21 protein-coding genes and 2 pseudogenes are annotated in these 24,755 nt (G+C 69.9%); 11 read left to right on the top strand and 12 right to left on the bottom strand.

Going from position 1 to position 24,755, the window contains the following annotated elements:
• Positions 1–31 precede the first annotated feature (31 nt).
• Complete coding sequence (locus tag OHB49_RS29915) at positions 32–3,022, bottom strand: bifunctional [glutamine synthetase] adenylyltransferase/[glutamine synthetase]-adenylyl-L-tyrosine phosphorylase (protein WP_329164078.1); 2,991 nt, start codon at positions 3,020–3,022, stop codon at positions 32–34.
• 137 nt (positions 3,023–3,159) lie between these two features.
• Here OHB49_RS29915 and OHB49_RS29910 point away from each other — a divergent pair, with 137 nt between their 5' ends.
• The gene (locus OHB49_RS29910; protein ID WP_329164077.1) at positions 3,160–3,675 is read left to right on the top strand and encodes a pyridoxamine 5'-phosphate oxidase family protein; all 516 of its coding nucleotides are present in this window, start codon (positions 3,160–3,162) and stop codon (positions 3,673–3,675) included.
• Positions 3,676–3,788: 113 nt separating this feature from the next.
• Here OHB49_RS29910 and OHB49_RS29905 read toward each other — a convergent pair whose 3' ends face one another.
• The 6 genes and pseudogenes from OHB49_RS29905 to OHB49_RS29885 form a co-directional block, all read right to left on the bottom strand.
• The gene (locus OHB49_RS29905; RefSeq protein WP_329164076.1) at positions 3,789–4,601 is read right to left on the bottom strand and encodes a putative protein N(5)-glutamine methyltransferase; all 813 of its coding nucleotides are present in this window, start codon (positions 4,599–4,601) and stop codon (positions 3,789–3,791) included.
• A gap of 201 nt (positions 4,602–4,802) precedes the next feature.
• The gene (locus OHB49_RS29900; protein WP_329164075.1) at positions 4,803–5,018 is read right to left on the bottom strand and encodes a hypothetical protein; all 216 of its coding nucleotides are present in this window, start codon (positions 5,016–5,018) and stop codon (positions 4,803–4,805) included.
• 271 nt (positions 5,019–5,289) lie between these two features.
• Positions 5,290–5,787: a hypothetical protein gene (locus tag OHB49_RS29895; RefSeq protein ID WP_158711163.1), complete on the bottom strand. Its 498-nt coding sequence runs from the start codon at positions 5,785–5,787 to the stop codon at positions 5,290–5,292.
• Positions 5,788–6,473: 686 nt separating this feature from the next.
• Positions 6,474–6,561 (bottom strand): annotated as a pseudogene (locus OHB49_RS45885) (glutamine synthetase); the annotation flags it as partial.
• 346 nt (positions 6,562–6,907) lie between these two features.
• On the bottom strand, positions 6,908–7,924 hold the full coding sequence (locus tag OHB49_RS29890; protein ID WP_329164074.1) for an alpha/beta fold hydrolase: 1,017 nt from the start codon (positions 7,922–7,924) through the stop codon (positions 6,908–6,910).
• A gap of 49 nt (positions 7,925–7,973) precedes the next feature.
• Positions 7,974–8,231 (bottom strand): hypothetical protein, encoded by a 258-nt coding sequence (locus OHB49_RS29885; RefSeq protein ID WP_329164073.1) that lies wholly within the window; start codon positions 8,229–8,231, stop codon positions 7,974–7,976.
• Between the two features lie 75 nt (positions 8,232–8,306).
• On the opposite strand from OHB49_RS29885, the pseudogene OHB49_RS29880 reads away from it, so the two are divergent.
• Positions 8,307–8,504: pseudogene (locus OHB49_RS29880) on the top strand (tyrosine-type recombinase/integrase); the annotation flags it as partial.
• 436 nt (positions 8,505–8,940) lie between these two features.
• Here OHB49_RS29880 and glnA read toward each other — a convergent pair.
• A complete protein-coding gene (glnA, locus tag OHB49_RS29875; protein ID WP_030926187.1) occupies positions 8,941–10,302 on the bottom strand; it encodes a type I glutamate--ammonia ligase in 1,362 nt (453 codons plus the stop codon).
• Between the two features lie 240 nt (positions 10,303–10,542).
• Between glnA and OHB49_RS29870 the strand changes: the two genes are divergently transcribed.
• The 6 genes from OHB49_RS29870 (at position 10,543) to OHB49_RS29845 (ending at position 16,577) form a co-directional block, all read left to right on the top strand.
• Positions 10,543–11,220 carry a DUF3105 domain-containing protein gene (locus OHB49_RS29870; RefSeq protein ID WP_329164072.1) on the top strand — a complete coding sequence of 226 codons (678 nt, stop codon included), beginning with the start codon at positions 10,543–10,545 and terminating at the stop codon, positions 11,218–11,220.
• A complete protein-coding gene (locus tag OHB49_RS29865) occupies positions 11,217–11,987 on the top strand; it encodes a DUF305 domain-containing protein (protein ID WP_329164071.1) in 771 nt (256 codons plus the stop codon). The genes OHB49_RS29870 and OHB49_RS29865 overlap by 4 nt, the downstream gene beginning before the upstream one ends.
• Positions 11,988–12,124: 137 nt before the next feature.
• On the top strand, positions 12,125–12,550 hold the full coding sequence (locus OHB49_RS29860; protein ID WP_030970625.1) for a CBS domain-containing protein: 426 nt from the start codon (positions 12,125–12,127) through the stop codon (positions 12,548–12,550).
• Between the two features lie 81 nt (positions 12,551–12,631).
• Positions 12,632–13,045, top strand: a complete 414-nt coding sequence (locus tag OHB49_RS29855; RefSeq protein WP_030970623.1) for a hypothetical protein — start codon at positions 12,632–12,634, stop codon at positions 13,043–13,045.
• A gap of 61 nt (positions 13,046–13,106) precedes the next feature.
• The gene (locus OHB49_RS29850) at positions 13,107–14,744 is read left to right on the top strand and encodes a multicopper oxidase family protein (protein WP_329164070.1); all 1,638 of its coding nucleotides are present in this window, start codon (positions 13,107–13,109) and stop codon (positions 14,742–14,744) included.
• Between the two features lie 78 nt (positions 14,745–14,822).
• Entirely contained in the window at positions 14,823–16,577 is a 1,755-nt protein-coding gene (locus OHB49_RS29845; RefSeq protein ID WP_329164069.1) for an NAD+ synthase, read from the top strand.
• Positions 16,578–16,694: 117 nt separating this feature from the next.
• Here OHB49_RS29845 and OHB49_RS29840 read toward each other — a convergent pair whose 3' ends face one another.
• The 4 genes from OHB49_RS29840 to OHB49_RS29825 all read right to left on the bottom strand — a co-directional run bounded on the left by OHB49_RS29840 (position 16,695) and on the right by OHB49_RS29825 (position 21,676).
• Entirely contained in the window at positions 16,695–17,912 is a 1,218-nt protein-coding gene (locus OHB49_RS29840) for an MFS transporter (RefSeq protein ID WP_329164068.1), read from the bottom strand.
• 120 nt (positions 17,913–18,032) lie between these two features.
• Positions 18,033–18,950 carry an endonuclease/exonuclease/phosphatase family protein gene (locus OHB49_RS29835; RefSeq protein WP_443079676.1) on the bottom strand — a complete coding sequence of 306 codons (918 nt, stop codon included), beginning with the start codon at positions 18,948–18,950 and terminating at the stop codon, positions 18,033–18,035.
• Between the two features lie 295 nt (positions 18,951–19,245).
• Positions 19,246–19,908 carry a TetR/AcrR family transcriptional regulator gene (locus OHB49_RS29830; RefSeq protein WP_052189474.1) on the bottom strand — a complete coding sequence of 221 codons (663 nt, stop codon included), beginning with the start codon at positions 19,906–19,908 and terminating at the stop codon, positions 19,246–19,248.
• 127 nt (positions 19,909–20,035) lie between these two features.
• Positions 20,036–21,676, bottom strand: a complete 1,641-nt coding sequence (locus OHB49_RS29825; RefSeq protein WP_329164066.1) for a DHA2 family efflux MFS transporter permease subunit — start codon at positions 21,674–21,676, stop codon at positions 20,036–20,038.
• A gap of 156 nt (positions 21,677–21,832) precedes the next feature.
• Between OHB49_RS29825 and panB the strand changes: the two genes are divergently transcribed.
• The 3 genes from panB (at position 21,833) to OHB49_RS29810 (ending at position 24,750) form a co-directional block, all read left to right on the top strand.
• A complete protein-coding gene (panB, locus tag OHB49_RS29820; protein ID WP_329164065.1) occupies positions 21,833–22,717 on the top strand; it encodes a 3-methyl-2-oxobutanoate hydroxymethyltransferase in 885 nt (294 codons plus the stop codon).
• Between the two features lie 159 nt (positions 22,718–22,876).
• On the top strand, positions 22,877–23,902 hold the full coding sequence (locus OHB49_RS29815) for an ATP-binding cassette domain-containing protein (RefSeq protein WP_030970609.1): 1,026 nt from the start codon (positions 22,877–22,879) through the stop codon (positions 23,900–23,902).
• On the top strand, positions 23,899–24,750 hold the full coding sequence (locus tag OHB49_RS29810) for an ABC transporter permease (protein WP_030970607.1): 852 nt from the start codon (positions 23,899–23,901) through the stop codon (positions 24,748–24,750). The genes OHB49_RS29815 and OHB49_RS29810 overlap by 4 nt, the downstream gene beginning before the upstream one ends.
• Positions 24,751–24,755: the final 5 nt, after the last annotated feature.

The raw sequence follows: 24,755 nt of genomic DNA, 5'->3' as shown, positions 1-24,755 counted from the left end.
ATTCGTCGCCTGACGTGGTTCACCGACGCCCTCACGCCCCGTAGAACCGCTCCTCCACCACCGCCCGCGCCCGCCGGGTGATCCGCCGGTAGTCGTCGAGCATGTCACCGACATGACCCGGTTCGTATCCGAGATAGCGCCCCACGGCCGTCAGCTCGCGCGGGCCGGACGGGAAGGTGTCCCCGGGACGGCCGCGAACCAGCATCACCGCGTTGCGGACCCGGGTCGCCAGCACCCAGGCCTCGTCCAGGGTCTGCGCGTCCTCACCCGGGATCAGTCCGGCCGCACACGCGGCTGCCAGCGCCTCGCGGGTGCGGGTCGTGCGCAGGCCCGGTTCCATCCAGCCGTGCTGCATCTGCATCAGCTGGACCGTCCACTCGACGTCGCTCAGCCCGCCACGCCCCAGTTTCGTGTGGAGCGTCGGGTCGGCGCCGCGCGGCATCCGTTCGGACTCCATCCGGGCCTTGAGGCGGCGGATTTCGCGGACCGCGTCCTCCCCCAGCCCTTCCATCGGGTAGCGCAGCGGGGCGATCAGCTCGATGAATTCGTTGCCGAGGTCCGCGTCGCCCGCCATCGGTTCGGCGCGCAGCAGGGCCTGGCTCTCCCAGACCAGCGACCACCGCCGGTAGTACGCCTCGTACGACTTCAGCGTCCGTACCAGCGGGCCGCTCTTGCCCTCCGGCCGCAGATCCGCGTCGATCATCAGCGGCGGATCGGCGGTGGGCAGCTGCAGCAGCCTGCGCATCTCGCCGACGACGGTGTTGGCGGCCCGGGCGGCCTCCTGTTCGTCGACGCCCTCGCGCGGCGCGTGCACGAACAGGACGTCGGCGTCGGAGCCGTAACCGAGCTCGTGGCCGCCGAACCGGCCCATGCCGATGACCGCGAACCGGGTCGGGAGGGTGTCGCCCCACTGTTCGCGTACGGCGGCACGCAGCGCACCCGCGAGCGTGACGGCGTTCAGGTCGGTGACCGCGTTGCCGACCCGGTCGACGAGTGCGCCGGGGTCGGGTTCGGCGGGGTTCTCCTCCGTGCCGTACGAGCCGATGAGGTCCGCGGCGGTCGTACGGAACAGTTCGCGTCGCCGCACCCCGCGGACCACCGCGACCGCGGACTCGGCGCCGTCCGCCCGCCCCACCGCGGCGAGCACCTCCTGCTCCAGATGGGCGTGGCTGCGCGGCTTCAGCCCCTGCGGGTCGCCGAGGATCGCCACCGCCTCGGGGGCCCGCAGCAGCAGATCGGGGGCGAGCCGGCCGGCCGACAGGACGCGGGCGAGATTCTCCGCGGCCGCGCCCTCGTCGCGCAGCAGCCGCAGGTACCAGGGAGTCTTGCCGAGCGCGTCGGACACCTTGCGGAAGCCGAGCAGCCCGGCGTCCGGGTCGGCGGAGTCCGCGAACCAGCCGAGCAGCACCGGCAGCAGGGTGCGCTGGATGGCGGCCTTGCGGGAAACCCCGGAGGACAGCGCCTCCAGGTGCCGGAGCGCGGCGGCCGGATCGGCGTACCCGAGGGCTTCGAGCCGGTGCCCGGCAGCCTTCGCGCTGAGCCGGGTCTCGCCGGGCGCGAGCTGGGCGACGGCGTCCAGCAGCGGCCGGTAGAACAGCTTCTCGTGCAGCCGTCGCACCACGGACGCGTGCCGCTTCCACTCCTGGTTGAGCTCGGTGAGGGGGTCCGTACGCATCCCGAGGGAGCGCCCGAGCCGGCGCAGATCCGCCTCGTCCTCGGGGACGAGGTGGGTGCGGCGCAGCCGGTACAGCTGGATGCGGTGCTCCATGGCGCGCAGGAATCGGTACGCGTCGTCGAGCTGCGCGGCGTCCACCCGCCCGACGTATCCGCCCTCGGCGAGCGCCCGCAGGGCCTCCAGGGTCGAGCCGCTGTGCAGGGAGGCGTCGCTGCGGCCGTGCACGAGCTGGAGCAGCTGCACGGCGAACTCGACGTCCCGCAGTCCACCCGGTCCCAGCTTGATCTCCCGGTCGACACGGTCGGCGGGGATGTTGTCGACGACGCGGCGGCGCATCTTCTGTACGTCACCGACGAAGTTCTCCCGGTCCGCGGCCTGCCACACCAGCGGCGAGACGGCGTCGACGTACTCCGCGCCCAGCTCGGGGTCGCCGGCCACCGGCCGGGCCTTGAGCAGCGCCTGGAACTCCCACGTCTTGGCCCAGCGCTGGTAGTACGCGAGATGGGAGGACAGTGTCCGTACGAGCGGCCCGTTGCGGCCCTCCGGGCGCAGGTTGGCGTCGACCGGCCAGATGGTGCCCTCGACGGTCGTGTCCGAACAGATCCGCATCATGTGCGCCGCCAGTCGGGTGGCGCCCTGCACGGCCTTGCTCTCCTCGGCGCCGTCGAACGGTTCCGCCACGAAGATCACGTCGACGTCGGAGACGTAGTTCAGTTCGTGGCCGCCGCACTTGCCCATCGCGATGACCGCGAGGCGGCACACGGCGGCGTCCTCGGGGGCGGCCGTGCGGGCGATGGCGAGCGCCGCGCGCAGCGTCGCGGTCGCCAGGTCGGCGAGTTCGGCGGCGGTCTGGGCGACATCCGTCGTACCGCACACATCGCGGGCCGCTATGGCCAGCAGGCACCGTCGGTAGGCGACGCGCAGCGAATCCGGATCGCCGGCCTGGGCGAGCTCGTGCTCGAACTCGGCCACTCCGGGGTGCAGATCGGTGGCCTCGTACGTGACGAGCGCGTGCCAGTCGCGGGGGTGGCGCGCCAGATGGTCGCCGAGCGCCTCGGACGCCCCGAGCACCCCGAGCAACCGGTCCCGCAGCGGCTTGGCGGTGATGAGGGTGTCCAGCAGGACCCGTCGCTCGTCGGCGTCCACGGCCTCCACCAGCCGGACGAGCCCCCTCAGCGCCAGATCGGGGTCGGCGGTCGCCCCGAGCGCGTCGAGCAGGACCGAGTCGGTACGAACGGTCGACAGAGCCGGCAGGTCCAGCAGCCGCTCGGCGGCGGACGGGTCGGTGAAACCGTGCCGCAGCAGTCTGGTGAACGTACTGCTTCTGCGCCCCGGCACCGTCGTCATTCCGCGCTCTCCTGCTCGCCGCCCGATCACTTTCCAGCTTTCCGAGCCTAGCCCCGCACCGATGAATTCGGAGCGTGTGCGCGGTCCACACTTCGCAGGCACGATCGCTTTCAGGACTCGCTCAGGAGGAGGTCACCGTGTCCGGACACCAGCCCATCGCCGAGCTGCACCCCGGCTACAGCGACAAGGACGCGACGGCCCGACCGTGGTCGGAGGCGGTTGCCGTGCTGACGCGGGCGGAGGTGTTCTGGCTGTCCACGGTCCGCCCGGACGGCCGCCCGCATGTCACGCCGCTGATCGGGCTCTGGTCGGACGACGCCCTGCACTTCTGCACGGGCCCGGCCGAGCGCAAGGCACGGAATCTGGCGACGAACCCGGAAGTCGTGGTGACGACCGGCACCAGCACGCTGCACCAGGGCTTCGACGTGGTGGTCGAGGGCCGGGCGGACCGGGTGACGGACGAGGCGCGGCTGACCCGGCTGGCCGAACTCTGGGAGGCGAAGTACGGCGCGGACTGGCACTTCGAGGTCCGCGCGGGCGCGTTCGCCAACGCTGCGGGGGGCCGCGCGGAGGTGTTCGAGGTGGTCCCGCGCACGGTCTTCGGCTTCGGCAAGGGCGAACCGTACAGCCAGACGCGCTGGCGCCTCGGCTGAACGGTGTCCAGCGCGGTGTGCCGGGGCCCGTACCACCGCCGTCCCCCGCGAACCCTGCCGACGCGGCTCCGCACCGCGGCTGAGCGGGGGCCGCTCGGCCGCCCCGGGGCGGGCTACCTGCCGTCCCCGGTACCCGGCCTGGTGCCGATGACGACGGTCGCGTACAGCTCGTCGGAAGTGACCACCCGCGCCATCAGCCCGCTCCGGGCGACGGCCTCCTCGGCCCGTGCCGCCTGCCGTTCGCTCGTCTCGACCAGCAGATGTCCGCCCGGCGCCAGCCACTGAGGAGCTTCGGCGGTCACTCTGCGCAGCACATCGAGCCCGTCGCCTCCACCGTCGAGCGCCACCCTCGGTTCATGCACCCGGGCCTCCGCGGGCAGGAGTTCGACGTCTTCGCTGGGGACGTACGGCACATTGGCGAGCAGAATCCCGACCCGGCCGCGCAGCGAGGCGGGCAGCGGTTCGAAGAGGTCGCCCTCGTACACCTCACCCGCACCGGCGACATTGCGGCGCGCGCACCGCACCGCGGCGGGTTCGACATCGCTGGAGTGCAGCTCGACCCGGTCCAGGGCGGCGGCGAGCGCGGCGCCCAGCGCACCTGAACCGCAGCACAGATCGACGACGACGGCGGGTCCGTCCGCAGGACGGTTGAGGCCGACGGCCTGGTCGACGAGGAATTCGGTACGGCGCCGGGGGACGAAGACACCGGGGTCCACCGCGATCCGCAGACCGTGGAACTCGGCCCAGCCGAGGACGTGTTCGAGGGGCAGTCCGGCTGCCCGACGGTCCACCATGGCGGCGAGTTCGGCCGGGTCCCCGGCCGTGGAGAGGATCAACTCCGCCTCGTCCTCGGCGAATACACAGCCGGCGGCGCGAAGTCTGGTGACGATGACGGAGTGAGGGAGCGGTGCTGAGGAAAGCGACATGGAGCGGAGCCTTTCGGAAAGCCGATGGGTGCTCCGCGGTCCGCCTATGCCGGTCCGGCCACGCAATCGCGAGAGGTGAGCACCCAGCCTGATACAGCGGTAATGGGTCTCACCTCCTCGGTACGTCCCCGTGCTGGGGTCGGCAACACTACCGGAATCGCGTCGCGGTGCCTGCCACGGGCCGGACGCGTGGACGGCCGGTCACGAGCGGCGGTCGCCGCCGCCGTCGAGGAACCGGTTGTGGACCGCCGCCGAGGTGTTGTTCGCACGGGTGTGCCGGATCGCATCGCGGGCCTGCCGCTCGATCTCCAGCCCGTCAAAGTTCTCGGTCCTGCGCCGCGCCTTCAGCTGCAGCTTGACGACGAGCGCGACGATCAGCGCCAGCAGCCCACCGAGCAGCACCAACACGCTCGTCATGAAACCCCCCGTGTCCGGGCCCACTCCCCGGCCCTGGCCACATTGTCGCCCGCAGGACACACCTCGTCCAGAGTCCCGGGCCCACAGACGGCCCAGGGCGAGCGAGACGGCTTCGGGCCGACGGCACGAAGACCGTCGGCCCGAAGCCCACCTACGTTTTCGAAGCAATGCTTAGCCACGGCCCAGGTCATGATGGCCGAGCACACGAGCAACGGGTGCCGCTGGATCCACCACGGGCTCATCGTCCACCGATGTCAGTTCCAGCTCCTCGTCAGGCCGCAGCGCGCTTGTTGTGATCGCTCGGGCACTTCACGTTGACCGTCTGGGTCTGGGTCTGAGTCTGCGTCTGGGTCTGGGTCTGGGTGATGGTGTCGCTGACGGCGATGGAGCCTTGGTCCTGGAAGGTGGTGGGGCCACCCGTGGCGACGCGGAAGGTACTCGCAACGGTCTTCCTGGCCAACGAGGGCGAGACACCCACGGTCAGGGTGATAGGCATGTATGCCTGCCGAGGTCCCAGAACATCGGAGCGGGTGCAATTCAGGCTGGGTGACGTCTTGCAGCTCCAGCCACTTCCGCCGACAGCGAGTGCGGTCATGCCCGCGGGCAGGGTACCGGTGACCTTGGTCGCGGTCCCGTCGGTCGCGCCGGGCCCGGCGTTGCCGACAGTGATGGTGTAGGTCCCCGTCCCACCTGCGACGAACGCCTGCTGGTGGGACTCGGCGATGGTCAGCGAGGGCCCGGTATCGGCATGGGCAGGCGCAACGAGCACGGTCGACAACCCGGCCGCCATCACAACTGGAAACGAAGCGACCAGTAGCCGTCGTCGGGAATTTTGCATCATATTGTCTCCTTGAGGAGCTGTCGGCCATCCCCTGCCACTGCATTCCCGGGCGGTTCGGACACGGGATCCGAGCCGCCGCAGCGGAGATGGCAAGGTGCGGGAACCGCAGGCCGGAATCCGGCAACCTGGGGCGCAAGTACATATACCTTTTAGAAATACCGCGCACTGCTCGCATTGGCCGTACACGCTTCCCGAGCACCCGACCAGCCCATCTCGTTACGGCAACCAGAGCACTGGCGCATGGGTCCGTACGGCCGATACGGCCTTGACTCAGCGACTTCGGGCGGGACCACTTCGGGACCACCCGCCTTGCGCTCCATGGTCTGCGCGCACGCTTTGGCCCGGGGCACATGAGCGTGCTGCAAAGCCACCGCCGGTTGCAGCTGCATTCTTGGTCTTTCTCCAGGGAGAAGACTTTCGAGGCGCGGCCCTTATCCCAGTTTTGACTGGGACCGCGAGTATCCCTCTGCGCCGATTCCTGTTCGTCGAGACAATTTCGAAGAAAAATTGCCGCATCGCCTGCGTACCCACCAAGGGACAACCCTTGGTGAAAGTCGGCTTGGACAGCATGTGCGAAGCCGCCGATTCAGCACCCGACGGGCCACCGACGGCCCCTACAGCACCGGCAGCAGTGCCTTCAGCTCGAAGGGCCGTGACCTCGCTGCGGTACTCCTCCCACTCCTGCTTCTTGTTGCGCAGGAAGCGGGCAGGCGTCCATGGCCACGCATCCTTCATCGCCGATAGGTGATGCCGAGGTTGACTCCGCGGCGAGACGGCAAGAACGACTGGACGGCCTCACATCCCGCCCAGTGTCGGCGACGGCTCAGAACAGCGGGGCCGTCCACGAGTGTCCGCCGGACAGCTCGCGCGCCTGGTCACAGGGTCTGCGCGACTTCGGCGGACGCCAGCGGACTGCCCCGGAATGAGCAGCGATTGAGACCACGACCTCTTCGTCCCGAATAAGGTCAAGGCGAGATCCAGACCATGGCGCGTGGACGCCGCGAGGCGCGCCGGGCGGCCGGGGCGAGGCCCCGCCACCGCGTGGGTGCTACGGGGCCGGGGTGATGCCCATGCGGCTCAGCCAGTCGGCCAGGTGCGCGTTCACCAGGTCGGGGCGTTCGAGCTGGAGCCAGTGGCCGGCCGGGACGCGCGCCTCCGTGAGGTCGGAGCAGTACGCGCGCATGGGTTCGGCGAGGCGCGTCGTCACGACGTCGGCCGTGGCGTCGTAATCGGCGCCCAGGAAGAGGACGGGAAGGTCCAGCCGGCCGCCGTTGACCGCCTGCCGGGCGTACACGGCGTTGGCCTCGTGGTTGAGGTAGTAGGCGGTGGGTCCCGCGAAGCCGTTGCGCGCCAGCGACTCGGTGAGGACCTCGGCGTCCTCCTCGGTGAGGACGGCCGTGTCCAGCGGGAGGTCGGGGGCGCGGTCGGCCCCGCCGAACCAGCCGCCGTCCCGCCGTAGCGTGGCAAGCGGGGAGACCCGCGTGCCCGGCGTGATCGGGTCGCCGCGCCGGTACAGCGCCCTGACGCTGCTGCCCGGGTCGGCGTCCAGCACCGCCGTGGCCCGCTCGGGATGCTCCTCGTAGTAGGCCATGTAGTCGAACTGCGCCATGGGATAGGTGACTTCGGGGTACAGGTCGCGGTTGACCAGCGGCAGCAGCGCCCCAAGGCCCAGTTCCAGGCTGCGGTAGGGAACGGCCAGGCCGGCCACCGCCGCTGTGTGGTCGGGGTGGTGGCTGGCGAGGTTCCAGACGGTTGGGCTTCCCCAGTCGTGGCCGATCCAGACCGCCCGCTCGCGCCCGAGGTGGTCGAGCAGTTCGAGCATGTCGTGGACGACGTTCTCCTGGCGGTAAGCGTCCGGGGAGCCGTACACGGTGGAGTGGCCGTAGCCCCGGAGGTCGGGTGCCACGACCCGGTAGCCCAGGGCGGCGAAGTGCGTCAGCTGCTTCCGCCACGTGGCGGCGAGGGCGGGCCAACCGTGCGCGAACAGCAGCAGCGGCCCCCCGGCCGGGCCGGCCGCGAGGTAGGACGTGGTGTGCGACGGGGTGGTGAGGGTGTGTGCGGTCATGGCGGGACGGGACATTTCGATGTGCCTCCGGCGGTGAGGGCGCGCGAGGTCAGCGCGCCGCGGACTGGTCGGGTGCGGTGGACCGGTCGGATGCGGCCGGTCCGTGCGGTTCGCCGCCGGCCGCCGGTGTGTCGGCGGGGCGTCGAGAGGGTGTCATGCCGAAGGCGGCCAGCGCGCCGAGGATCGCCGAGCCCGAGATGATCCACCACCCGGACGCGTAGACGGCACGGACGTCGGAAGCCGTGGCTGTGCCGAGGACGGCGACCAGCACGGCGACGCCGAGAGCGGTGCCCATCTGCCGACTCATGTCGACCACCGCGGACCCGGTCGCGGCCTGGTGCGGCGGCAGGTCGGCCGTGGCCGCGGCGAGGATGGTGAGCAGGGCGAGCCGTGGCCCGGGATTCCGGCACGCGGGCGAGGAGCCTCCAAGCGGGCTGAGGCGTGCTGGCTGCCGATCGCGCCGGGGCTGACACCGCACGGGCTGCGCCACACTCACAAGACCCTCATGAGAGAAGTGGGAGCCCCGCCGAAGCTCATGGCCGAACGCATGGGCCACGAGGACGGCTCAGTGCAGTGCCGTCCCTGGTGGATCAGCGCGTGGCGTCAGATGCGGTGCTGAGCGTCGAAACGCTCGCCTGACTGCCGTAACCCGGCGCGCGCAGCGAATCTTCGCCCGCAAAGCTGTTGGGCGTACGTGCTCCATCCGTCCTGTCGGGGAGACAAAGAAGGTTTTCCTGTGCGTCTGCATCGAATAGCGCTGTGGGTCACGGAACATCAAGGCCCTCTCCACCTACCTCGGGCACTCTGACCCCGGCTTCACGCTCCGGACGTACACGCACCTGATGCCGAGTAGCGAGGGGCGCACCCGGAAGGCCGTGGACAGCATGTACGACGCCACCGCTTCCGCGCCTGACGGCCCAGAGACGGCCCAGAGCGTTTGAACGGACTCCGGGCCAGAGGCACACTGCCTCCGGCCCGGATCGTCACTGCGTCGCCGCGATGCGGCTGACCTGCGGTTACAGCACCGGCAGCAGTGCCTTCAGCTCGAAGGCCGTGACCTCGCTGCGGTACTCCTCCCACTCCTGCTTCTTGTTGCGGAGGAAGAAGTCGAAGACGTGCTCACCGAGCGTCTCGGCGACCAGTTCGCTCTTCTCCATCAGCGAGATCGCCTCGCCCAGGTTCTGCGGCAGCGGCTCGATGCCCATCGCGCGGCGCTCGGCGTCGGACAGCGCCCAGACGTCGTCGTCGGCGCCGGCCGGGAGTTCGTACCCCTCCTCGATGCCCTTGAGGCCCGCGGCGAGCAGTACCGCGTAGGTCAGGTAGGGGTTGGCGCCGGAGTCGATGGAGCGGACCTCGACGCGGGCCGAACCGGTCTTGCCGGGCTTGTACATCGGGACGCGGATCAGGGCGGAGCGGTTGTTGTGGCCCCAGCAGATGTACGAGGGGGCCTCACCGCCGGCGCCCGCTGCGCGGGCCGAGCCGCCCCAGATGCGCTTGTACGAGTTGACCCACTGGTTCGTCACGGCGGAGATCTCCGCGGCGTGCTTGAGCAGGCCCGCGATGAAGGAACGGCCGACCTTGGACAGCTGGTACTCGGCGCCCGACTCGTAGAACGCGTTGCGGTCACCCTCGAAGAGGGAGAGGTGGGTGTGCATACCGGAGCCGGGGAACTCCGAGAACGGCTTCGGCATGAAGGTCGCCTGCACGCCCTGCTCCAGCGCGACCTGCTTCATGACCAGACGGAAAGTCATGATGTTGTCGGCGGTGGAGAGCGCGTCCGCGTACCGCAGGTCGATCTCCTGCTGGCCGGGAGCGCCCTCGTGGTGGCTGAACTCGACCGAGATGCCCATGGATTCGAGCATGGTGATCGCCTGGCGGCGGAAGTCCATGCCGACGTTCTGCGGGGTGTGGTCGAAGTAGCCGGAGCTGTCGGCGGGGGTGGGCCGGCTGCCGTCGACCGGCTTGTTCTTGAGCAGGAAGAACTCGATCTCCGGGTGGGTGTAGAAGGTGAAGCCCAGGTCGGAGGTCTTGGCGAGGATGCGCTTGAGGACGTAGCGCGGGTCGGCGAAGGACGGCGAGCCGTCGGGCATCAGGATGTCGCAGAACATCCGCGCGGTGCCGGGGGCCTCCGCACGCCAGGGCAGGATCTGGAAGGTACCGGGGTCCGGCTTGGCGATCATGTCGGACTCGTAGACCCGGGCGAAGCCCTCGATGGCCGATCCGTCGAAGCCGATGCCCTCGTCAAATGCCTGTTCGAGCTCGGCGGGCGCCACGGCAACGGACTTGAGGTAGCCGAGCACATCGGTGAACCACAGGCGCACGAAGCGGATGTCGCGCTCCTCGAGTGTCCTGAGGACGAATTCCTGCTGCTTGTCCATAGCCACATCCTTGCAGTTCAGACGGTCTGTGCACCACCGCCCGGGGTAGGGGACAGACTCCAGTATCACGACCCGGGATTTCACCCAGATTACGCACTCGACGTGACATGGAGCACTCGGCCACCCACTACGATCTGCGCCCATGGATCCCGAGGGGCGGAGCGGCTTCGCAACTGCCCCGCGTGTACCCGTTTCCTGACCTGTTCCTGCCCCCTCCCCTTCGCAGAAGGACCTGACGACATGAGCTTCGACCGCAGGACCCGCATAGAGCAGATGCGCAACGCCGACCGGGCGCGCGACCGCCGCAACCGTGTCCTGGTCATAGGGCTGAGCATCGTCGTCGTCGCAGGTCTGGTCGGCTTCGGTACGTCCGTGCTGCTGGACAAGTCCGAGGCCGCGGAGAAGAAGCAGGCGGCCGCGGCGCAGGACGCGAAGGCGGCCGCGACGGACAAGGAGAAGCTGGCGTCCGAGCCGATCAAGGGGCTGAAGACGTGGGACGCGAAGAAGCTGACCCGTAACCACGTCACCACGACGGTGACGTACCCGATGAAGCCTCCGGTCGGGGGTGACCACAGCCCCGTTTGGATGAATTGCGACGGCGAGGTATACGAAAAGGCGATCCCCGATATGAACGCCGTGCACTCGCTGGAGCACGGTTCGGTGTGGGTGACGTACACGGACAAGGCGTCGGCCGCCGACGTCGCCGCGCTCGCGGAGCGGGTCGGGAAGACGCCGTACACGCTGATGAGTCCGTATCAGGACCAGGCCGGCACGATCACGCTGAGCGCCTGGGGCAACCAGGTCACCGTGGACAGTGCCGCCGACCGACGGGTGGACCAGTTCTTCGCCAAGTTCGTGCAGGGCGCACAGACACCTGAGCCGGGTGCCGCGTGCACGGGCGGGCTGGGAGCCCAGTGACCGCTGCGCAGGATACCCGCCGCACCCAGTGGGCGGCGGGTTCCGCCGTCGCGCTCGCGCTGCTCTTCGCGGGCGTGGCGACGGTCGCCGCGGCACGGGGCGACGCGGCGGACGGGAAGCAGCCGCAAGCCGCCTCGGCGGCGGTCCGGGCGCCTGCCACCGATTCTGCCGACGCCGGTTTCGCGCGCGACATGGCGGTCCACCATCAGCAGGCCGTGGAGATGTCCTTCATCGTGCGTGACCGTACGCAGGACGAGGAGATACGCCGCTTCGCGTACGACATCGCCAACACGCAGGCCAACCAGCGTGGCATGCTGCTCGGCTGGCTGGATCTGTGGGAGCTGCCGAAGGTGGCGGTCGCCGGGCAGGAGCCGATGGCGTGGATGGCGGCCCACGATGAGCACGGTGGGCGCAGCGGAGGCGACGGCCACGACATGGCCGGTATGGATGGCATGGCCGGCATGGGTGACATGACGGCCGGGTCGGGCAGCGGGTTCACGGCGCACGACGGGGCTCTGATGCCCGGCATGGCCACCCGGACCGAGCTCGACCGGCTGAGGAAGGCCGACGGCAAGCAGGCCGAGATCCTCTACCTCCAGCTGATGACCGACCACCACAAGGGCGGCGTCGCCATGGCGCGGGGCTGCGCCGAGCTCTGCACGGTGGGAGCGGAGAGACGGCTCGCCCAGGGCATGGTCGAGGCCCAGCAGTCCGAGCTGGACGCGATGGCGCAGATGCTGGCGGCGCGCGGGGCCGAGCCCAGGTAGTCACCGGTCCCCCGGCGCCCGTGGCGCCGGGGGATGCGCCCGAACGGGTGACAGCGGTCGCGTAACCCGAACGGCCGCATGACGATGGATTTCTCGGGGTCGCAACGGCATGCCCACCGGCACCAGGAGGAATCCCCATGACCACCGCCAAGGACATCATGCACACCGGGGCCCAGTGGATCCCGGCGCACGAAACGCTCGACCGGGCCGCCCAGCTGATGCGCGAGCACCACGTCGGTGCCCTGCCCATCTCGGCCAGCGGCGAGCAGGACCGGATGATCGGCATACTCACGGACCGTGACATCGTGCTCGACTGCGTGGCAGTTGGCCACGATCCGTCGAAGGTGACGGCCGGCGATCTCGCTCACGGCACGCCTCGCTGGATCGACGCCGACGCCGGCGTGGACCAGGTTCTGGAGGAAATGCAGAGCAATCGCATCCGCCGGCTTCCGGTGGTCGAGAACAAGAAGCTGATCGGCATGATCAGCGAGGCGGATCTGGCACAGCACCTCTCCGAGGACCAGATCGCGCTCTGGGTCGAGAAGGTGTACGCCACCAGCTGATCGACCGGCGGCCCGGCGCCCGGGACGACGGGGGGTCGGGCCGCCGTGCGGGGTATACCCGGCGGGGGTAGTGTGCTCGACATGGGCCCGAAGTGGAGTGCGACGTACGGACAGTTGTTGCTGTTCGCTGCGCTGCTGTTCGGGATTTTCACCATGCATACCGTCGGTCATCCGACGGAACACCACGGCCGGAACGCCGTGGTGACGATGGACAGCGGGCCTCACGGGGTTCACGGGGCAGGCTCTGCGGCTGAACTTTCGCCCGGGCACGCCTCCGTCCTGCCCGCGACGACGGGCGAGGGCATGGCCCCCATAGGGGTCTGTGTCGCGGTGCTGGGCACCTGGGGTGTCACCCTGCTGGCCGTCTGGCTGATGGCGCTGCGGCCAGCGGATCATCTCCTCCGGACCGCCGGGGCGCCGCTGTCGCGCTTCCTGTGGCCCCCTTCCTCACCCGCAATGACTGCGCACGGCAGGTCGTCGGTGCTGCGGATATAAGGAGCGGCGCGCTCCGCATCCCTCCCCAGCACCCCGACGACACCATGAGGTGTAGCCAGTCATGCGCACTCAGCACACTCGACGCGCCGTGCTCGGCGCCGGAATCGCCCTGGCCGGAACGGGAGTCCTGGCCGCCTGCTCCAGTGGCAAGGACGTGGACAAGCCCGTCGCGAACCCCGGCGGTATGAACCACGACGACATGACCCGGAAGCCGTCGTCCCCGGTGAAGAGCCACGGTGAGTACGTTTCGCCCAACGGCGAGGAGGTCGCGGCCGTCGAGGCCAAGCGGGGCTCCGGTCCCGTACGGAAGTTCCACCTCACCGCCACTTCGGCCCGCCTCGATCTGGGCGGCGGTCTCACCGTCCCCTCGTGGGCGTACGGGGACCGGCTGCCCGGCAAGGAGATCCGGATCACCGCGGGTGACACTCTGGCAGTCACTCTCGCCAACCACCTGCCGACGCCGACCACCCTGCACTGGCACGGACTCCACGTACGCAACGACATGGACGGCGTTCCCGGCCTGACACAGCCGGGCGTCAAGGCGGGCGCGGAGTTCGCGTACCGCTTCGCGGTGCGACAGACGGGTACGTACTGGTTCCATCCGCACGTGGGCGTGCAGCAGGACCGTGGCCTGTACGCCCCGCTGATCGTCGAGGACCCCAAGGAGCCCCTGTCGTACGACAAGGAGTGGGTCGTCATGCTCGACGACTGGGTCGACGGGGTGGAGGGTTCCACACCGGACGCGGTGCTCAAAGAGCTCTCCCACGGCATGGCCGACATGGAGGGGATGGATCACGGGTCCTCCGGGTCCGATGACAAGCCCGGTTCCGGGTCCGGTCCCTCACGGGTGCTGATGGGCGCCAGGAGCGAACTGCTCCGCGGCGCAGCCAGTGATGTCGCCTACCCGCACTACCTGATCAACGGCCGCATCCCGAAGGACCCGACCACATTCACCGCGAAGCCCGGCGACCGGATCCGGGTGCGCATCATCAACGCGGGCGGCGACACCCCCTTCCGCGTCGCGCTCGGCGGCCACCGGATGACCATCACGCACGCGGACGGCTTCCCGGTCCGGCACACCACGACGGACGCACTGCTGCTGGGCATGGGCGAGCGGTACGACGTGCTGGTCACCGCCGGGGACGGGGTGTTCCCGCTGACGGCGGTCGCCGAGGGGAGGAACATGTCGGCACTGGCCCTGCTCCGTACCGGCGGTGGCGCGGCGCCGAAAGCCTCCGTATGGCCGAAGGAGCTGAACGGGCAGCTGGTGTCGGCCTCCGAGCTGAAGGCACACACGTCCGTGGCACTGGCCGCCCGGGAGCCCGACCGGACGATCCGGATCAAGCTGACCGGCAACATGAGGTCGTTCGACTGGGGCTTCGACCACAGGAAGTACGACCCCGACTGGCGCCATCCGGTCAAGGCGGGCGAGCGGGTCCGGCTGGAGTTCTACAACATCACGGAGATGTGGCATCCGATCCACCTGCACGGGCACACGTTCGCCCTCGCGGGATCTGCGGGACCGCGTTCGGTGCTCGACAGGGCTCCCGGGGCGCGCAAGGACACGGCGGTCGTCCTGCCCAACAGCTCGGTGGCCGTGGAGTTCGACGCGGACAACCCGGGGCTGTGGATGCTCCACTGCCACAACGTCTACCACTCGAACGCGAACATGATGACGGTACTCGGCTACCGCCGCTGACCCGGCCCTGGCGGGCCACGGCTGCGGTGGAGCGGCCCGCCAGCACATCGCGTCAGAAAGACGATTAGACTGAGCCGCGTGCCTCAACTACGCCTCGCACTGAACCAGATCGACTCGACCGTCGGTGACCTCGCCGGCAACGCCGAGGCGATCGTCCACTGGACCCGGCACTCCGCCGAACAGGGCGCCCACCTGGTGGCGTTCCCCGAGATGGTGCTGACCGGTTACCCCGTCGAGGACCTGGCCCTGCGGCCGTCCTTCGTCGAGGCGTCGCGGGGCGCGCTGCGGGCGCTCGCCGCCCGTCTCGACGCGGAGGGCTTCGGAGAGCTGCCGGTCGTGGTCGGATATCTCGACCGTTCCGAGAAGGCCCAGCCGCGCTACGGCCAGCCCGCCGGGGCGCCGCAGAACGCCGCCGCGGTGCTGCACCGCGGCCAGGTCGCCCTGAGCTTCGCCAAGCACCACCTGCCCAACTACGGCGTCTTCGACGAGTTCCGGTACTTCGTGCCGGGCGACTCGATGCCCGTCGTGCGGGTCCACGGTGTCGATGTGGCGCTCGCGATCTGCGAGGACCTCTGGCAGGACGGCGGCCGTGTGCCGGCCGCCCGGGCCGCCGGGGCCGGGCTGCTGCTGTCCATCAATGCCTCGCCGTACGAGCGGGACAAGGACGACACCCGGCTGGCCCTGGTCCGCAAGCGGGCCCAGGAGGCCGGCTGCACCACCGCCTATCTGGCGATGATCGGCGGCCAGGACGAGCTGGTCTTCGACGGCGACTCGATCGTCGTCGACAAGGACGGCGAGGTGATCGCCCGGGCCCCGCAGTTCGCCGAGGGAAGCGTCGTTCTCGACCTGGACCTGCCGGCCGCCGCGCCCGAGGCGCCGTCCGGGGTGGTCAACGACGGTCTGCGGATCGACCATACGGTCCTCTCCGACAAGCCCGTCCCGGCGTACGAGGCGGAGCTGACCGGCGGCTACGCGGAGCGGCTCGACGACGACGAGGAGCTGTACTCGGCACTCGTCGTGGGGTTGCGCGCGTACGCCGCGAAGAACGGTTTCAGCAGTGTGCTGATCGGGCTCTCCGGCGGGATCGACTCGGCGCTCGTCGCCGCCATCGCGTGCGACGCGCTGGGTGCGCAGAACGTGTACGGGATCTCGATGCCGTCGAAGTACTCCTCGGACCACTCCAAGGGCGACGCGGCGGAACTGGCGCGGCGCACCGGGCTGAACTTCCGCACCGTGCCGATCGAGCCGATGTTCGACGCGTACATGGAGTCGTTGGGGCTCACCGGTCTGGCCGAGGAGAACCTGCAGTCACGCCTGCGCGGCACGATGCTGATGGCCGTCTCCAACCAGGAGGGCCAGATCGTCCTGGCGCCGGGCAACAAGTCGGAGCTGGCGGTCGGCTACTCGACGCTGTACGGGGACTCCGTGGGCGCGTACGGGCCGATCAAGGACGTCTACAAGACGTCGATCTTCCGCCTGGCGAAGTGGCGCAACCGGGCCGCGGAGGAACGCGGCCAGACGCCGCCGATCCCGGAGGCCTCCATCACCAAGCCGCCCAGCGCCGAGCTGCGGCCGGACCAGGTCGACACGGACTCACTGCCCGACTACGACGTACTGGACCGGATCCTGGAGATGTACGTCGACCGGGACCTGGGGCTGGACACGATCGTGGCAGCCGGGTTCGACGAGGCGCTGGTGACGAAGACGCTGCGGCTGGTGGACACGGCGGAGTACAAGCGGCGGCAGTACCCGCCGGGTACGAAGATCTCTGCCAAGGGGTTCGGCAAGGACCGGCGGCTGCCGATCACGAATCGGTGGCGCGAGTCGGCGTGAACGGGGCGGGGCGGGCCGGTTTCGATGAGAGCCGGGCCGTCCCGGCAGCTGTTTCGTCCCCAAGCCCCTGCCCCGAAGGGCATGGGGCCACGGCTTGATCCCGGCCGAGCGCCGCCCTCAGGCCACGTCCGCGTGGTTCCCTTCCCGCGCACCCCGCGTACCGGCGCCCGTCACCACCCGGGACTCGCCCCGCCCGCCACGGTCCAGCACGCCCGCGGTGACCGCCACTGCCAGGCCCGCCACCGTCAGGACCGCGCCCACCAGCGCCGGGGACGTCCAGCCCCAGCCCGCCGCGATCGCCGCGCCGCCCAGCCAGGCGCCCCCCGCGTTGGCGAGGTTGAACGCCGAGTGGTTGGAGGCGGAGGCCAGCGTCGGGGCGTCCTTCGCCTTCTTCATGACGAGCATCTGCAGCGGCGTCGTGGTCATGAACCCGACCCCGCCGAGCAGGACGACCATCACCAGCGCCGCCCACTTCACCTGCACGGCGAACGGGAAGACCACCAGGACCACCGCAAGTGCGGTCAGGGAGCCGTACAGCGTGGGCCGCAGCGCGCGGTCCGTCAGGGGTCCGGCGGCGAGTGCGCCGAGTGTCATGCCGATACCGAACAGCGCGAGCACCAGCGTCACCGAGGACTCGCCGAAGCCCATCGCCTCGGTCGTCATGGCCGACAGGTACGAGTAGACGGCGAAGACCCCGGCGAAGCCGAGGACGGCCGTGAGCAGGCCGAGCAGCACCTGCCGGTTGCCGAGGGCGCGCAGTTCGCGGCCGAGGCCCTGCTGCGCGTCGACCGGTATGTGCGGAACGAGCCGGGCGAGCGCGGCCATCGAGCAGAGCCCGATCACGCCGACGACCAGGAAGGTCGCGCGCCAGCCGAGGTGCTGGCCGAGCAGTGTGGCCGCCGGTACACCGACGATGTTGGCGACGGTGAGGCCGAGGAACATCGTCGCTACGGCCCTCGCCTGCCGCCCCTCGCCGACCAGCCGCGCGGCGACGACCGCGCCGACGCCGAAGAACGCGCCGTGCGGCAGCCCGGCGAGGAACCGGCCGGCGACCAGCCAGCCGAAGCCGGGGGCGAACGCGGAGGCGAGGTTGCCGAGGGTGAACAGCGCCATCAGCAGCAGGAGCATCCGCTTGCGCGGGACCCGGGAGCCGACGGCGGTGAGCAGTGGGGCGCCGAGGACGACGCCGAGCGCGTACGCCGATACGAGATAGCCCGCGGTGGGCACGGATGTGCCCAGGTCGTCCGCGACCTCGGGCAGCAGGCCCATCATCACGAACTCCGTGGTGCCGATGCCAAAGGCGCTTATGGCCAGCGCTAGAAGAGCCAGTGGCATGAGGAGAGACCTTTCCGCAGGGGATCCCGGCCCGCCGGCTCTCTCGCCGGCAGGTCCTTGTTCCCGATTGGAACAAATACTCTCAGACGGTTTGTGCCACGAGGTGAACGGACCGTTTCGTCAGAGTGCGACGCGGGCGGCGATCGGCAGGTGGTCACTGTCCGTCGCCGGAAGCGTCCATGACGACATCGGCTCGACGCCCTTGACCATGATCTGGTCGATCCGGGCCATCGGGAACGCCGCCGGCCAGCTGAAGCCGAAGCCGTCTCCTGCCGCGCCCTGGGTGGACCGCATCTGGGAGGTGACCGCGTTCAGCGAGCGGTCGTTCATGGTGCCGTTGAGGTCGCCGAGCAGGATCACCCTGTCGAGCTGTTCGTCGGCGATCGCCTCACCGAGCGCGTCCGCGCTGTCGTCCCGCTGACTGGCGGTGAATCCGGCGTTCAGCTTGACCCGTACGGACGGCATGTGGGCCACATAGACCGCGACCTCGCCCTCGGGTGTCGTCACTGTGGAACGCATCGCCCGGGTCCAGCCCATCCTGATGTCGACGGGCCTGGTGCCGCTCATCGGGTACTTGCTCCACAGGCCGACCGTCCCCTCGACCGAGTGGTACGGATAGCGGGCGGCGAGCGCCGACTCGTACGCCGGAACCTGGCCGGGCGGCAGCTCCTGCAGGGCGATCACGTCCGCGCCGGAGCCCGCGACCTGCCGGGCGGTGCCCGCCGGGTCGGGGTTGTCCGCGTTGACGTTGTGGGTGGCGACGGTGAGGTCGCCACCGCTGCCCGACTTGTCGGTGAGCAGCCCGCCGAAGATGTTGAGCCAGACCACGACCGGCAGCAGCAGGGCGATCAGCGCGGTCGCGGAGCGGCGCACCAGCCCCAGGACCAGCAGCAGGGGAATGAACAGGCCGAACCACGGCAGGAACGTCTCGGAGAGGCTGCCCAGGTTGCCGATGGTGTTCGGGATCTCCGCGTGGAAGATCATCACGAAGGTCAGCAGGACCGCGCAGACGGCGAGGACGATGCCGCGCCGCCACATGCCCTTGCCCTCGGTCCATCTGTCGCGCAGGCCCTGGAACCGGGATCCGGTGCGCTGCGGTTCCGCGCTGCCGTTCTCGGTGTCCGCCCTGTACGCCTGCACCATCGCGCTGTCCTCACTGCCTTGCCGTGCACATCGCCGCGCCCCTGACCCTAGGGGATGAGCGATGTCTTTCCTGCCGTCGACGACGGCTGTACTGCCACGAGGACGAAGGACGTGGACCGGCGGGTTCCGGCCGGAAGGGCTCTGCGGGGCCTTGTGACAGAACGCGCACACTCGGACGGATCCGGGCGAGTCAGCCGTGGCCTGCGCTTTTACCGGATGTGGCGGGGGCCCGTGCGGGTTCGGGGACAACGGCGGGCCGTGGCGCAAGGCCCTCCACCAGAGCCCCGATGATGCGGTCGGCGAGATCCTCCGGCAGTGGCGCATCGGGCCGGTGAATGGTCCGTACCAGCATGGGGCCGACGAACAGATCGTCCATCAGCTCCACGTCCAGGTCCGCCCGGAGCTCCCCCGCGTCGACCGCCCGCTGTACGGCGGCCCGCATCGCGACGCGGCGGGGTTCGATCACCGTGGAGTGGTACTCGGTCCACAGCTTGGGGTGGCTCTTCATCTGCACGAAGACGTTGTGCAGGAAGACCGAGGAGCGCTGGGCGAGTCCGCGTCTGCGCAGCGACTCCAGCATCAGCCGCAGATCGGTGAGCCCGGCGGTGCCGGAGACGGTCGGTTCCGGGGGTTCGATGTCGCGCAGTACGTCGACGAAGAGCTCTTCCTTGCCGCTCCAGCGCCGGTAGATGGTGGCCTTGCCGACCTTCGCGGTCCGGGCGATGCGCTCGATGGACAGGCCGGCCAGCGGTTCACCGGCCTCCAGCAGTTCGACGACGGCGTCCAGGATGGCCCGTTCGGCAGCCACGCTGCGCGGTCGGCCGCGCCGCGGCTCCAGCTCCTCGTCCTGCATCTGCACGTGGTTCCACCTCTCGCCGCACCCGTCCGCCTCCCCCACCCCGATTCTCGCCGACGCGGGCGGTGTCCCGCTCGACGCGCCGGGCACCCGGGAGTGTCCTGGGTGCCCGGGGCGGCCGTTCTCAGCTGTCGGCGGCCGTGGTCGTCATCGGTCCGCCCGCGGGCACAGTGCGCTCACCCTCGCCCTCGCCCTCGCCGGACGGCTGCTCGGCGGCGGGCGGCCTGCCCGGCAGGAACAGGCCGACCACCAGCGCGCCGATCAGCGCGACGGAGGCCGAACCGACGGCGGTGACGTGCATGGCGCCGAGGAACGCGTCGTTCGCCGCGGCGACCAGCGGGCGGCCCGCCGGGCCGAGCTTGTCGGCGATGCCGAGCGTCGCTTCGATCGACTCCCCCGCCGCGTCCCTGGCCGGGGCCGGCAGCGTACCGAGGTGGCCCTCGATGTCACCGCGGTAGACGGTGGACAGCACCGAGCCCAGGACGGCGATCCCGAGCGCCCCGCCGACCTGCCGGAAGGTGTTGTTGATGGCCGAGCCGGAGCCGGCCTTCTCGCGCGGCAGCGCCTGCATCACGGCGACGGTGACGGGCGGCATGACGTGCGCCATGCCGGTGCCCTGGACGAAGAAGACCACGCACAGCACCCAGACGGGCGTATCGGCGTCGAACAGTGTGAAGGCCAGCAGTCCGGCCGCGACCAGCAGCATCCCGGCCGTACACACCGCACGGGCGCCGAACCGCTGGACGACCAGCCGGGCGCGCGGCGCGAAGATCATCTGCGCGGCGGCCAGCGGCACGATCAGCAGCCCGGACTGCAGGGCGGTGTAGCCGCGCACACTCTGCAGGTAGAAGGCGGAGAAGAAGGTCACCCCCATCAGCGCGAAGAAGACCAGCGCCACGGCGGCGACAGCGGCGGAGAACGCCCCGTTCCTGAAGTACGAGACATCGATGGCCGGGTGACTGCTGCGCTTCTCGTGCCAGACGAAGCCGGCCAGGACGACCAGGCCGCCGATGATCGACAGAAGCACGACGGGGTCGGCGAAGTCGGCGAGTTCGCCGCCGCGGATGATGCCGAACACCAGCAGGACCAGGCCGACGATGGAGAGTACGACACCGAGGGGGTCGATCCGGCCCGGCTTCGGATCCCTGGAGTCCGGCACCAGCACCACCATCGCGATCAGCGCGACGATCACCACGGGCACGTTGACCAGGAAGATCGAGCCCCACCAGAAGTGTTCGAGCAGCAGTCCGCCGGTGATCGGGCCGATGGCGATGGCCAGGCCGACGCTGCCCGCCCAGATGCCGATCGCCTTGGGCTGCTCGTCGCGCTCGAAGACGTTCATCAGGATGGCGAGGGTGGCGGGCATCACGAACGCGGCGCCGAAGCCCATCACGGCGCGCCAGGTGATGAGTTCGCCGGGCGAGCCGGACATCGCGGCGAGGGCCGAGCCGATACCGAACAGCAGGATGCCGAAGAGCAGGACCTTCTTGCGTCCGATGCGGTCGCCGAGGAGACCGGCGGTGAAGAGCAGTCCGGCGAAGACGAGCGTGTAGGAGTTGATCGCCCACTCCAGCTCGCTCTGGGTGGCTCCGAGCCCGGTGGGCGCCGGGGATGCGATGGTCTTGACCGCGACGTTCAGGATCGAGTTGTCCAGCACCACGATGAGCAGGCTGAACATCAGAACGACGAGGATCGCCCAGCGGCGACGGTGGATCGCTTCGGGAACTTGGGACGCGGCCGCGGGAGGGCCGGACGGTATCGACATGACAGGGAGCCTAGCCCTTTTTCGATACGAGACCGTCTCGTATTGGAAAGTCTTTGCCGAGAGGGCCCACTTCCCGAGGACGGCCCGGGATGCCACCATGGAACCGGTCCGGGGACGCCGTCAGGGCGCCTCGAGATGACGAAGGAGCCGTTGGCAATGACGCTTCAGGCTGCGCAGAACCAGCCCGCAACCCCCGCAGGGGCCCCCACCGACAGCAGCAAGGCGCTGTACGGAGGCAAGAGCACCCGCCGCATCACCGTCCATGACATCGCCGCCGCCACCGAGCGTGGCGAGAAGTGGCCCATGCTGACCGCCTACGACGCGATGACCGCATCCGTCTTCGACGAGGCCGGCATCCCGGTCATGCTCGTCGGCGACTCCATGGGCAACTGTCATCTCGGCTACGAGACCACCGTGCCCGTCACGATGGACGAGATCGCCATCCTCTCCGCCGCGGTCGTACGGGGCACCAAGCGCGCCCTCATCGTCGGCGACCTGCCCTTCGGGGCGTACCAGGAAGGGCCCGTCCAGGCCCTGCGCAACGCCACCCGGCTGGTCAAGGAGGCCGGCGTGGGTGCGGTGAAGCTGGAGGGCGGCGAGCGTTCGCTCGCGCAGACCGACCTGCTGGTGTCGGCCGGCATCCCGGTCATGTCGCACCTCGGGCTGACCCCGCAGTCCGTGAACACCATGGGCTACCGGGTGCAGGGCCGCAGCGACGAGGCGGCGCACCGACTGATCCGGGACGCCAAGGCGGCACAGGACGCGGGGGCGTTCGCCGTCGTCCTGGAGCTCGTACCGGCCGAGGTGGCCGCCGAGATCACCCGCAGTCTGCAGATCCCGACCGTCGGCATCGGCGCCGGTCCGGACACCGACGCCCAGGTGCTGGTCTACACCGACATGGTCGGGCTGACCGGCGGCAAGGTGCCGCGCTTCACCAAGCAGTACGCGAACATGCGCAAGGTCCTCGGCGACGCGGCGAAGGAGTTCGCGGACGAGGTCGTCGGCGGCACGTTCCCGGCGCCGGAACACACCTTCCACTAGGGCCCGTCCCCTCCGGGGATCACTGACCACTGCCCGCACCACGACAGCCCGCCGACTTCCCCCATCGGCGGGCTGTCGGCGCCTATCGGTGGCCTGCAGGTGCGACCGCGGGCCCCCTGTCGGCAGAATGTCGGTGGACTGTCGGTGGCGGATGTTCCCATGGTGGGCATGACGCGAATCGACAAGAACCCCAGGACCGGCGGCAACGCCGTCGAGGTGCGGGGGCTGGTCAAGCACTACGGCGAGACCAAGGCACTGGACGGCGTGGACCTCGACGTGCGCGAGGGCACCGTCCTCGGTGTGCTCGGCCCCAACGGCGCCGGCAAGACCACCCTCGTACGCTGCCTCTCCACCCTCGTCGTGCCGGACGCCGGCCACGCCACCGTCGCGGGCTACGACGTGGTGAAGCAGCCCCGGCAGCTGCGCCGCATCATCGGCCTGACCGGCCAGTACGCCTCGGTCGACGAGAAGCTCTCCGGCTGGGAGAACCTCTACATGATCGGGCGCCTCCTCGATCTGCCCCGCAAGACCGCGCGGACCCGCGCCGACGAGCTGCTGGAGCGGTTCTCGCTCACCGAAGCCGCCAAGCGGCCCGCGATGAACTACTCCGGCGGCATGCGGCGCCGTCTCGACCTGGCCGCCTCGATGATCGGCAGCCCGGCCGTGCTGTACCTGGACGAGCCGACGACGGGGCTCGACCCCCGGACCCGCAACGAGGTCTGGGACGAGGTGCAGCGGATGGTCGCGGAGGGGGCGACCGTGCTGCTCACCACCCAGTACATGGAAGAGGCCGAGCAGCTCGCCAAGGAGCTCACCGTCATCGACAAGGGCCGGATCATCGCCAACGGCGCGGTCGACGAGCTCAAGGCGAAGGTCGGCGGCCGCACCCTGCAGATCCGGCCCACGGACCCGGCCCAGCTGCCCGCCATGGTCCAGGCGCTCGCGGAGGCCGGTCTCGACGGGATCGCCGGTTCGCAGGCCGTCCCGGACGAGGGAATGCTGTACGTACCGATCCTCAGCGACGACCAACTGACCGCTGTCATCGGCCTGTTCGCTGCCCGGGGTCTCTCCATCGCGCACATCGCCACCGCGCTGCCCAGCCTGGACGAGGTGTTCCTCGCCATCACCGGTGAGAAGACCTCACCGTCCGTGACCGACACGATCCCCGAGGAGGTCGCGGCATGAGCACGGCGACTCTGACCCCCGACGCTCCGACCGGCTCCGCCCCGGCGAAGGTCCTCCACGACGAGGGCCGGATCGGGCTGCGCAGCAATCTGCGGCACATCGGCGCGCTGGTGCGGCGCAATCTGCTCCAGATCAAGCAGGACCCGGAGTCGATGTTCGACGCGCTCCTGATGCCGGTCGTCTTCACGCTGCTGTTCGTGTACGTCTTCGGCGGCTCCGTCGGCGCGAGCCTGGGCGGGGACCGGCAGACGTACATCAACTACGTGATCCCCGGGCTGATGGCGATGATGGGCATGAACATCGCCATGGCGGTCGGCACCGGTGTCAATGACGACTTCCGCAAGGGCGTCATGGACCGGTTCCGGACGATGCCGATCGCCCGTTCCTCGGTCCTCATCGCGAAGATCGTGGTCGAGCTCGGCCGGATGATGGTCGCCACGGTGATCCTGCTGGGCATGGGCTTCCTGATCGGCATGCAGCTCAAGACCTCGGTGTTCGGTCTGCTCGCGGCCGTCGGTCTCTCGGCGGCGTTCGGCGTCGCCATCATGTGGATCTTCATGCTGCTGGGGCTGTCCCTGAAGACGCCCCAGGCAGTTCAGGGAATGGGGTTCCTGGTGATGATGCCCCTGCAGTTCGGTTCCTCGATCTTCGCGCCGCCGACGACGATGCCCGGCTGGCTCCGGTCGTTCACGGACTACAACCCGCTGTCCAATCTCGCGGACGCGGCGCGTGGGCTGATGCTCGGCGGTCCGGTGGCGCACTCGGTGTGGCTGACGCTCGGCTGGGCCGCGGCCATCACCCTGGTGACGGCGCCGCTCGCGGTCTCCAAGTTCCGCAAGAAGACCTGACGGCC

Source organism: Streptomyces sp. NBC_01717 (genome assembly GCF_036248255.1).
GTDB lineage: Bacteria > Actinomycetota > Actinomycetes > Streptomycetales > Streptomycetaceae > Streptomyces.
This window is presented reverse-complemented; position numbering and strand designations above follow the sequence as displayed.

Bases quoted from the DNA above. Each gene is read 5' to 3' on its own strand.
- OHB49_RS29915 (WP_329164078.1), bottom strand. From the start codon at position 3,022: ATGACGACGGTGCCGGGGCGCAGAAGCAGTACGTTCACCAGACTGCTG.
- OHB49_RS29905 (WP_329164076.1), bottom strand. From the start codon at position 4,601: ATGTCGCTTTCCTCAGCACCGCTCCCTCACTCCGTCATCGTCACCAGA.
- OHB49_RS29900 (WP_329164075.1), bottom strand. From the start codon at position 5,018: ATGACGAGCGTGTTGGTGCTGCTCGGTGGGCTGCTGGCGCTGATCGTC.
- OHB49_RS29890 (WP_329164074.1), bottom strand. From the start codon at position 7,924: ATGACCGCACACACCCTCACCACCCCGTCGCACACCACGTCCTACCTC.
- OHB49_RS29885 (WP_329164073.1), bottom strand. From the start codon at position 8,231: ATGAGTCGGCAGATGGGCACCGCTCTCGGCGTCGCCGTGCTGGTCGCC.
- glnA (WP_030926187.1), bottom strand. From the start codon at position 10,302: ATGGACAAGCAGCAGGAATTCGTCCTCAGGACACTCGAGGAGCGCGAC.
- OHB49_RS29870 (WP_329164072.1), top strand. From the start codon at position 10,543: ATGAGCTTCGACCGCAGGACCCGCATAGAGCAGATGCGCAACGCCGAC.
- OHB49_RS29860 (WP_030970625.1), top strand. From the start codon at position 12,125: ATGACCACCGCCAAGGACATCATGCACACCGGGGCCCAGTGGATCCCG.
- OHB49_RS29855 (WP_030970623.1), top strand. From the start codon at position 12,632: ATGGGCCCGAAGTGGAGTGCGACGTACGGACAGTTGTTGCTGTTCGCT.
- OHB49_RS29850 (WP_329164070.1), top strand. From the start codon at position 13,107: ATGCGCACTCAGCACACTCGACGCGCCGTGCTCGGCGCCGGAATCGCC.
- OHB49_RS29840 (WP_329164068.1), bottom strand. From the start codon at position 17,912: ATGCCACTGGCTCTTCTAGCGCTGGCCATAAGCGCCTTTGGCATCGGC.
- OHB49_RS29835 (WP_443079676.1), bottom strand. From the start codon at position 18,950: ATGTGGCGGCGCGGCATCGTCCTCGCCGTCTGCGCGGTCCTGCTGACC.
- OHB49_RS29830 (WP_052189474.1), bottom strand. From the start codon at position 19,908: ATGCAGGACGAGGAGCTGGAGCCGCGGCGCGGCCGACCGCGCAGCGTG.
- OHB49_RS29825 (WP_329164066.1), bottom strand. From the start codon at position 21,676: ATGTCGATACCGTCCGGCCCTCCCGCGGCCGCGTCCCAAGTTCCCGAA.
- panB (WP_329164065.1), top strand. From the start codon at position 21,833: ATGACGCTTCAGGCTGCGCAGAACCAGCCCGCAACCCCCGCAGGGGCC.
- OHB49_RS29815 (WP_030970609.1), top strand. From the start codon at position 22,877: ATGGTGGGCATGACGCGAATCGACAAGAACCCCAGGACCGGCGGCAAC.
- OHB49_RS29810 (WP_030970607.1), top strand. From the start codon at position 23,899: ATGAGCACGGCGACTCTGACCCCCGACGCTCCGACCGGCTCCGCCCCG.